Origin of the sequence: Paraburkholderia guartelaensis (genome assembly GCF_004353905.1) — a bacterium.
Taxonomy (GTDB): domain Bacteria; phylum Pseudomonadota; class Gammaproteobacteria; order Burkholderiales; family Burkholderiaceae; genus Paraburkholderia; species Paraburkholderia guartelaensis.
In genome coordinates this window covers 18,844-28,518 of sequence record NZ_SMOD01000067.1, presented here as the reverse complement: position 1 = coordinate 28,518, position 9,675 = coordinate 18,844, and the positions used below count along the sequence as shown (strand labels likewise).

Genomic DNA, 9,675 nt, shown 5'->3' with positions numbered 1-9,675 from the left:
CCGTGCTGCATCTGCGGCTGATAGCGCGCGATCCAGCGGCGTAACTGGTTTGGATTGACGTCATGATCCATGGCGGCCCGCGCGATCGACACGCCGGGCCTCAGGCATAGCGCGACCAGTTCGCGTATGGCGTTCTCGTCAAATTCGCGCCGGCCATCCCGTTTCTGGCCAACAACCAGTCTGCTGCGGAGGTCTCGATTTGCGGTCATAGAGGTCTGAGTGCATGTGTCCACGCGGACACTTAGGTTCAGACCTTCAGCCACTCCATGGAAGGGCGTCGTTTATCGACCGCATACGATCGACGGACGAAGGAAGGCATGTCGAACAAGGAAATCCACCGCTGCCTGAAACGCTATATCGTCCGGGAGCTGTACCCGGTCATTCTGGCCGATCTTGCCGATTCGACGGCCGCCGCTTGACATAGGAGCGTCAATTCGGTGATGGAGAGATTCTTCCTGAACCTCAAAATGGAGCGCGTGTGGCAGCGTCAGTACGCCAACTACGATGAGGCACGGCGCGACATCAATCAGTACATCGTCGCTTTCTACAATCCGGTGCGCTTGCACTCCACGCTGGGCTATCTGTCGCCCGCCGCCTACGAGGCCAAACCGACAGTGAAAGAACCTATCTGCCTGTCCGAAATAAGTTGACCACTACATCCTGAACAGCGCGCGCGACTGCGCCTGACAGGGAAGGTTCCTGGTTGGGCGGTCTACGGTCCGCGTGGACGGTGAGCGCGCACGCGAGGGTGCTCGGCTGGCCTCTGGTTCCGCCCATATGAACTCTCCCTAACGAACTGTGGTCGTCCGTCCCTGTTCGTTAAGGTTTATTCGACGCCTGCCGACACACGCGGAGGCAGGCACATTCCTGCGGCCGATGGCAGGCATCGAATAAACCTTAACGCACTGAGACGTAGAATCGATCCCGTCCCAGTATGGGGCGGAAGCGGCATTCGCAAAGCTCGCTCAGCCGCGAAGTGACACATTCACTTCCGGAACTGTGACAGTTTTATTTTGTTCTACGTCTCCGCCAGTCCCTGTGTCAGCCCGCGAACGGCAGCTCCCGGTTGTACAACCGCCGTCGTCACTATCGGGAGGGATTGGCAGGTCGGCGGCCAAACGAGCGGCTCGGGCCGAGCAATATCAGTTGTACCGCGTGCGGCTGCTTTCCGGGAGGATCACCCCACGCGAGCGCGAGGTCATGGCGCTGGTTGTGACCGGAATGGCAAACAAACGAACTGTGGACAAACTGGGAATATCCGAGAAATCTAACAGGATTCATCGTGTGCGCTTCATGGACAAGATGCAGATACGCGTTCGCTAGCGGAATTGGTGTGCCTTGGAACCCAGTTGGCGGCGAACCGGCTTGGCCACAAACCGGCGGTGGCTCACGGGAGAGGGGCCGAAGAAAAGGAAGGTCAACGTTCCAATTTCCCTTGGGAAGAATTGCAGTGGTGTGCTCCCACCGAAGCAGGATCGCGCCCCTGCACTCATACTTTGGGGTAGATTCAGACCAAAGCAGGTCGTCTGACATGATGTGCGAAGACCGGTGTTTAGCAATTTTCCGCGCATACGTATGGATAATCGGCTAGGCGCTGACCGCGTGATAAATGCATGAGAGGAGCGATGTCGAGAGTCGCTGGCTAACGAAAGCGCTGGGATTCTTGGCACATCCTGGTCAGGAGTAAGGCGATGGAGAAAAAGCACCTGTACAAAGGGTATGAGATCACCGTGCAGCTTGAGTGCGTGCGGGCAGTGACGAGGGAGTTTACGTATGGGCCCGCCTCTGGATACGTCGCAGTGGTGAGTGTCTGCACGGTGGATCCGAGAAGACCAATTGGCATGCCCGTCCGGCTTGTTGCAGAAGGTAACCACGTCTTCGGCTCAGAGGATGACGCCTTGACGGCAGGCGTTCGCGCTGCACAGCATGCAATAGACACCAAGGCTGCCCCCTGATTCAGCGAAGAGGCTGCGAGCGGCGCAACTGGGCTGGACTGGTTGCTTCAACCTAACATACGAATGGAACCATCCAGAGGTGGGTCCAATCTTTTTATGGCTGTCGGGTGCGGCTCACGGGGCGTCCGCCCTGCGTTTTGCTGGCCTGTGTTTTCGCCCTCATGGCAGCCCTCCCTGCGTTGTCCTCCATTGCGGACGTTATCGTACCCGTCTGCCAGCGATTCTGGCCGGCGGATGGCAGGACGGTCGGCTAGGGTAAAGCTTGAACGGAACGCCGACGAGGTCCGCTCCCGTATCCCAAACCACTCGATCAATCCAGTGACCTGTTTGCATTCAACCTGTAGCGCAGTCGCGGCGACGAGGGTGGTCTCAAGTGCTTTTTTTCCCGGCCCACTGTTCTGGCGAGGGGATCGGACCAAGGTCCGATAGGCAAGTGCCCCAGCCGTGGCTAGGCTACAGAATTACACAGTCAAGGCGTGGCGTGGACCCGACGATCCCGTTCGCCAGCTTGCGGTGATGTCGTCGAACGACGTCTCGGGCTTTCTTGCAAAATCGCATACAAAGAACTGCTTCACAAGGGCGATGCGACCCGGCAGTACCAGACAGAGCCGTCGCAGCGAGCCCGACGCTTCAGCGTCGAACCCGAGCCGAGGCTGCCTGGACAGGAGACGCCAGAATGAGCGCACATGCCGCTTCGGACGCTAACGTCGCTACGCTGTCTCGTGACGAACTTGAACGCATCGACGCCTGGTGGCGTGCGTGCAATTACCTCTCGGTCGGCATGATTTATCTCAGGGACAACCCGCTACTGCGCGAGCCCCTCAAGGTTGAGCATGTCAAACACCGTCTGCTCGGGCACTGGGGCGCGAGCCCGGCGCTGTCGTTTGTCTGGGCGCATCTGAACCGGGTGATCACGCGCGATGATGTAGACGTGATCTTCATGGCCGGCCCGGGACACGGCGCGCCAGGCGTACTCGGTCCCGCGTATCTGGAAGGCGCCTATTCTGAGGTGTACCCGGACAAGAGCGAAGACGCCGAGGGCATGCAGAAGTTCTTCAAGCAGTTCTCGTTTCCGGGTCACATCGGCTCACATGTGACGCCCGAGACGCCGGGTTCAATTCATGAAGGCGGCGAACTCGGTTACAGCCTGGCGCACGCCTATGGCGCCGCACTCGACAATCCCGACCTTATCGTGGCCTGCGTCGTCGGAGATGGCGAGGCCGAGACCGGTCCGCTCGCCACCGCCTGGCATTCGAACAAGTTCATTAATCCGGTGCGCGATGGGACCGTTCTACCGATCCTGAACCTGAACGGCTACAAGATCGCCAATCCGACAATCCTCGCGCGCATCAGTCACCGGGAACTGAAATCATTGTTCGAGGGCTACGGATATACGCCGTATTTCGTCGAGGGATCGGATCCATTGGAGATGCATCAAAAGATGGCCGGCACGCTCGATACAGTCGTCGCCGAGATTCGCACGATTCACGAAAGGGCGCGCGCAAGTGGTTTATCCGAGCGGCCCCTCTGGCCGATGATCGTCTTGCGCACCCCGAAGGGCTGGACCGGGCCGAAGGAAATCAACGGACACAAGGTCGAGGGCTCGTGGCGCTCGCATCAGGTGCCGTTCTCCGACGTGAGCGGCAACCCGGCGAACCTGGCATTGCTGGAAAGCTGGATGCGCAGCTACGAGCCCGACCAGCTGTTCGACGAAAGCGGCCGCCTGCTGCCCGAATTGCGTGCGCTGGCGCCCCAAGGACGCCGCCGCATGAGCGCGAATCCGCATGCGAACGGTGGCCTGTTACGCCGCGAATTGAAGCTGCCCGACTTCCGCAAGTATGCGGTCGAAGTCGCACGCGCCGGCGCAGTGTTGCGCGAGAATACCCAGCCGCTCGGCCAGTTCCTGCGCGACACGATGCGTTGCAACATGCGCACCTTCCGGGTATTCGGCCCGGACGAGACGGCGTCGAACCGTTTGCAGTCGATCTACGAGGTCAGCAAGAAGGTCTGGATGGCCGACATGCTGCCGGAGGACGAGGACGGCGGCGAGCTTGCGCGCGATGGTCGCGTGATGGAGATGCTCTCCGAGCACACACTCATGGGCTGGCTCGAAGGCTATTTGCTGTCGGGGCGGCATGGCTTCTTTCACACCTACGAAGCGTTCGCGCACGTGGTGGACTCGATGTTCAACCAGCACGCGAAGTGGCTAGACGTGTGCAAGAACCATGTGCCCTGGCGCGCGTCGGTGGCCTCGCAGAACATCCTGCTTTCATCCACGGTATGGCGTCAGGACCATAACGGCTTTTCGCACCAGGACCCTGGTTTCATCGATCTCGTCACCAACAAGAGTCCCTCCGTCACGCGGGTCTATTTGCCGCCCGACGCCAATACGCTCCTCGTCGTCGCGAACGAGTGTTTGCGCTCGACCGACTGCATCAACGTGATCGTGGCGGACAAGCAAAAACACCTGCAGTTCACCACGATCGACGAAGCGGTCGTGCATTGTGTGAAGGGTATGGGTGTCTGGCGGCGCGCGAGCAACGATGAGGACATGGAACCGGACGCGGTGATGGCTTCGTGCGGTGACGTCGCCACCCAGGAGGCGCTCGCGGCCACCGCCATTCTGCGCGAAAGGCTACCTGAGCTGAAATTGCGCTTTGTGAACGTGGTGGATCTGTTCAGGATGCAGCCGGTGAGCGAGCACCCGCACGGCTCGACAGAGCGTGAGTTCGACAGCCTCTTTACTGTCAACAAGCCGGTGATCTTCAATTTTCACGGCTACCCGTGGCTGATTCACAAGCTCGCGTACCGCTTCCGCAATCACGAGAATCTGCACGTTCGCGGCTACACCGAGAAGGGCAACATCAACACGCCACTCGAACTCGCCATCCTCAACAAGGTGGACCGGTTCAACCTCGTGCTCGACGTGCTTGACCGGGTACCGCGCCTGCAGGGCAGGTCAGCGCACCTCAGGGAAGACATGCGGAATGCAATCATCCTGAACTTGAATTACGCGCACGAGCATGGCACGGATCGCACCGAAATATCCGAATGGATGTGGCCGGATTGAAGCGACAGGGCTATGCCAGCCCGTGACAGGAGGACAGGTATGAGCGACGTTCCTGCAACCGCTTCAGTCGCGAACCACAGAGCCGTCGTAAGCGACGCAACCGTTCCTGCGTTTCATCATGACGTGCTGAGAAATCTCATCTGCCGACAGGCTCGTTACCCTGACGTGGCAACGACGCAGGACTGGTACATGGCGCTTGCCTACAGCGTGCAAGGCCGCATGCTCGCTCGCTGGGCAGCTTCCATGAATATGTACGCGGCGAAAGACGTGAAGGTCGCGTGCTACCTGTCGGCCGAATTCCTCATCGGCCCACAACTGGGCAACAGCCTGCTCAACCTCGATATGGAGGCGGAAGCGCGCGAAGCGATGCGCGAGCTGGGTCAGCACCTCGACGTTCTGCTCGCGCTCGAAGAAGAGCCGGGGCTCGGCAACGGTGGTCTGGGACGCCTCGCCGCGTGCTACCTGGACTCCCTGGCGACACTTGAAATCCCCGCGATCGGTTACGGCATCCGCTATGAGTTCGGAATCTTTGATCAGGAGATTCGCGACGGCTGGCAAGTGGAATGCACGGACAAGTGGCTGCAGAAAGGCAACCCGTGGGAGATCGTGCGCCACGACGTCAACTATTACGTATCGTTCGGCGGACACACCGAGAGCGCAACGGACACCGAAGGTCGTTTGCGCGTGCGCTGGATTCCGGCACGCCAGGTGAAAGGCGTCGCGTGCGACATGCCGATGCAGGGCTATCGCGTCGACACCTGCAACATGCTGCGTCTGTGGAAGAGCGAAGCCGTCGAGTCATTCGACTTTCAGGACTTCAACGCGGGCGAGTACTACGATGCGGTCGCGGAAAAGATCGTATCCGAAACGCTTTCGAAAGTGCTGTATCCAAATGATGAACCCGAGGCCGGCAAGCGCCTGCGTCTCGCGCAACAGTATTTCTTTGTCTCCTGCTCGCTGCAGGATATGCTGCGCCTGCTGGATGTCAAGGGCACGTCGATCGATCACTTCGCGGATTTCTTTGCCGTGCAGCTCAACGACACGCACCCATCGATCGCGGTCGCGGAGCTGATGCGCCTGCTCATCGACGAGCGCCTGCTTTCATGGGATGCGGCGTGGGACATCACCCGGCGCACACTGGCCTATACGAATCACACGCTGCTGCCGGAGGCGCTGGAAACCTGGGGCTTGCCACTCTTCCAAAGCTTGTTGCCGCGACCGCTAGAGATCATCTACGAAATCAATCGCCGCTTTGTCGACGAGGTACGCCGTCGCTATCCTGGCGACGAAGCGCGAGTCGGACGCATGTCGCTGATCGACGAAACCGGCGACAGGAAAGTGCGCATGGCCCATCTCGCAACTATCGGCAGTCATTCGGTCAACGGCGTGGCTGCGCTGCATTCGGACCTGCTCAAGCGGACCGTGCTGCACGACTTCGCCGAAATGTTTCCCGAGCGTTTCCTTAATGTGACCAATGGTGTCACGCCGCGCCGCTTTCTGATGCTGAGCAATCCCGGGCTCGCACGTCTTCTCAAGCAAACGATCGGTGACGGCTGGACGCAAGACCTTGCCGGGCTCGCGGCGCTCGCTGCGCATGCCGATGACCCGGCTTTCCACGACGCGTGGCGCGCAATCCGTCGCGAGAACAAGATCGCGCTAGCCTTACGCATCAGGAACACGACAGGCACAGAGGTCGATCCGGACGCGCTGTTCGACATTCAGGTGAAACGCATCCACGAATACAAGCGTCAGCATCTGAATGCGCTTTATATCATCAGTCTTTATAGCCGGCTGTGCCGGAACCCGAATCTTGATACCGTGCCGCGCTGCTTCATCTTCGGTGGAAAGGCCGCGCCGGGTTACGCGATGGCGAAGCTGATCATCCGTCTGATCAACGGCATCGCGGAGGTCGTGAACAACGATGCGGCGCTCAAAGACCGGATCAAGGTCGTGTTCTATCCGGACTTCAACGTGAAGAACGGGCACTGGATCTATCCGGCCGCGGATCTCTCCGAGCAGATCTCGACGGCAGGCAAGGAAGCATCGGGCACCGGCAACATGAAGTTTATGATCAATGGTGCGCTGACGATTGGCACGCTGGACGGCGCGAACGTCGAGATTCGCGAGGAAGTGGGGGTGGAAAACTTTTTTTTGTTCGGCCTCACCGCGCAGCAGGTGGAAGAGATCAAACGGAGAGAATATCGTCCTTCGGAGTATGCGCAAGGCAACGACGACCTGTGCGACGCGCTCGATCAGATCGCGCAAGGGCGTTTTTCGCGTGGCGACAAGGCGATGTTCCGGCCTCTTCTCGATAACCTGATCCACCACGACCCGTTTCTCGTACTCGCCGATTTCGCGGCTTATGTCGCATGCCAGGAGCGCGTAAGCGACGCCTGGCGAGATACGTCGCAATGGACGCGGATGTCGATCATGAACACCGCGCACTCGGGCAAGTTCTCGTCGGACCGCGCAATCAGAGAGTATTGCGAGCACGTCTGGAATACGCGTCCCGTGAGGATCGATCTTGATCAGCGCTGAAGCGCCTCTTCCGAACGGCTATCGGACCCAGCCCGGATCGCGCTTTCCCGCCGGTGCGACGGTCGTGCCGGGCGGCGTCAACTTCTGCGTGTTCTGCCGGCGGGCGACGCGCATCGAACTGCTGCTCTACGTGCCGGAGGAAAGCGTCGAGCCGTTTCAGGTCATCGCGCTCACGGGCGCGAACCACACGTATTTCTACTGGCATGTGTTGGTCGAAGATCTGCCGCTGCGCTGCTGCTACACGTGGCGTGCGTATGGTCCGCTCGGCGTGCCACAGATGAGCGACGAAGCCGCGAGTCGTAAAGAACTGCTCGACCCGCAGGCGCGCGCCGTGAGCGACCGATTTTATTCCCGTTCGAACGCGGGGCAGGAACAGGCTGTGGAGTCTTCGTCGCTCAGAGGCATCGTCACGGAGCCGCTGCAACGTCGCGCAGACGACCTCGCAATCCACGCGCTCGACGACGCCGTCATCTACGAGTTGCACGTTGGCGGTTTCACCAGGCATCCGTCGAGCGGTGTGAGCCATCCCGGCACGTTCGCGGGTCTGGTCGAGAAAATCCCTTATCTGAAGTCGCTCGGCGTCACGCATGTCGAACTCCTGCCGGTGATGGCTTTCGACGAACAGGACCTGCCCGGCTACGCCGCCGCGCGCGGCCTGCGCAACTACTGGGGCTACAGCACGTATGGCTTCTATAGCGCGCACCCGCGCTATTGCGTCGAGCCGGCGCGTGCGCCGCAAGAATTTCGCGAGTGCGTCGATGCACTGCACGCGGCCGGCATTCGCGTGCTGCTCGACGTCGTGTTCAATCACACCTCCGAAGCGGGCAAGAACGGGCCGGTGATCCACTTCAAGGTGTTCGGCAACGACGCCTTCTATCAGGTCGATCGGAATCACCCACAGCATTACCTCGACTTCACGGGCTGCGGCAACACGGTCAACTGCAACCACCCGCTCGTGACCGCGTTCATCGTGCGTTGCCTCGAATACTGGGTGCGCGAGCTTGGCGTCGACGGCTTTCGCTTTGACCTCGCGAGCGTATTCGCACGCGGCGAGGGTGGCCAGTTGCTGCCCACGCCGCCGTTGCCGTGGGCCATGGAGGCTTCGTCGGTGCTGGCTCGCGTGCCGTTGATCGCCGAAGCGTGGGACGCCGGCGGCCTCTATCAGGTCGGCGCTTTTCCGGGCATGGCATGGGCGGAATGGAACGGGCGCTATCGCGATGTGGTCCGCCGCTACGTGCGAGGCGATCCGGGCGTCATCGGCGAGGTGTGCACCTGCGTGGCGGGCAGCGCGGATCTCTACCAGGCCGGTGGCCGGCTGCCCGCGAACAGCATCAACTTCGTCACCTGCCATGATGGCTTTACGTTGAGCGATCTCGTCAGCTATAACGCAAAGCATAACGAAGCGAACGGCGAGGACAACCGCGACGGCAGCAACGACAATCTGTCATGGAATTGCGGCATCGAAGGCCAGACCGACAATCAAGCAATCACCCGCCTGCGCCTGCGCCAGACGCGCAACTTCATCGCGATCCTCTTCCTGAGCCGAGGCGTACCGATGCTGCTCGCAGGCGACGAAGTCCTGCGCACCCAGCTCGGCAACAACAACGCGTACTGCCAGGACAACGCGATTTCATGGCTGGACTGGAATTTTACCGCCGATGCGCGCGAGATGCTGCGTTTCGTGCGCGAGCTGATCGCGCTGCGCAAGCGTCACGCGAGCCTGCGTGGCCGCCGCTTTCTCACGGGCCTGGCCGCCCCCGGGCAGACGCACGCCGACGTGGCGTGGCACGGTGAACAGCTCGACGCGCCCGCATGGTGCGACCCGGATGCGCGCCTAGTCGCGTTTACGCTCGCGCGGCTCGCGCCCGGCGAGCCGATGTTGCACGTGATCTTCAACATGTACGCGGAGGCGCGTGACGCAGCGATCCCCGCGCTCGACGAGGGGCACTGGCGGCGTGTCGTCGATACGGCCGCGGCGCCACCGGCAGACATCGTTCCTGAGATTGAGCTTGCGCGCGTTGAACGCAACGCCTGCCGCGTGGAAGCGCGCAGTGTCGTCGTGCTCGAATCGGGGTGAATGTACATCGTCGCGACGGGATGTGGGCGCGAGCG

Annotated in this window: 5 protein-coding genes and 2 pseudogenes; 6 read left to right on the top strand and 1 reads right to left on the bottom strand. The window is 60.8% G+C overall.

Features of this window, described 5'->3' with window-relative positions; all coding sequences use genetic code 11:
* A partial coding sequence (locus E1N52_RS40430) for a transposase (protein WP_165979562.1) occupies positions 1 to 209 on the bottom strand: 209 nt, incomplete at its 3' end.
* Between the two features lie 87 nt (positions 210 to 296).
* On the opposite strand from E1N52_RS40430, the pseudogene E1N52_RS45690 reads away from it, so the two are divergent.
* The 6 genes and pseudogenes from E1N52_RS45690 to E1N52_RS40400 form a co-directional block, all read left to right on the top strand.
* Positions 297 to 419, top strand: a pseudogene (locus E1N52_RS45690) (IS110 family RNA-guided transposase); the annotation flags it as partial.
* A 12-nt stretch (positions 420 to 431) separates the two neighbouring features.
* Positions 432 to 650: pseudogene (locus tag E1N52_RS44670) on the top strand (IS3 family transposase); the annotation flags it as partial.
* Positions 651 to 999: 349 nt separating this feature from the next.
* Complete coding sequence (locus tag E1N52_RS45685; RefSeq protein ID WP_425468207.1) at positions 1,000 to 1,323, top strand: LuxR C-terminal-related transcriptional regulator; 324 nt, start codon at positions 1,000 to 1,002, stop codon at positions 1,321 to 1,323.
* Positions 1,324 to 2,631: 1,308 nt separating this feature from the next.
* Complete coding sequence (locus E1N52_RS40410; protein WP_133190443.1) at positions 2,632 to 5,025, top strand: phosphoketolase family protein; 2,394 nt, start codon at positions 2,632 to 2,634, stop codon at positions 5,023 to 5,025.
* Positions 5,026 to 5,064: 39 nt separating this feature from the next.
* Positions 5,065 to 7,563: a glycogen/starch/alpha-glucan phosphorylase gene (locus E1N52_RS40405; RefSeq protein ID WP_133190441.1), complete on the top strand. Its 2,499-nt coding sequence runs from the start codon at positions 5,065 to 5,067 to the stop codon at positions 7,561 to 7,563.
* Positions 7,547 to 9,640, top strand: a complete 2,094-nt coding sequence (locus tag E1N52_RS40400; protein WP_425468208.1) for a glycogen debranching protein — start codon at positions 7,547 to 7,549, stop codon at positions 9,638 to 9,640. Before E1N52_RS40405 ends, E1N52_RS40400 begins: the two co-directional genes overlap by 17 nt.
* Positions 9,641 to 9,675: the final 35 nt, after the last annotated feature.

Coding starts and splice junctions, on each gene's coding strand:
- E1N52_RS40410 (WP_133190443.1), top strand. CDS start 2,632: ATGAGCGCACATGCCGCTTCGGACGCTAACGTCGCTACGCTGTCTCGT.
- E1N52_RS40405 (WP_133190441.1), top strand. CDS start 5,065: ATGAGCGACGTTCCTGCAACCGCTTCAGTCGCGAACCACAGAGCCGTC.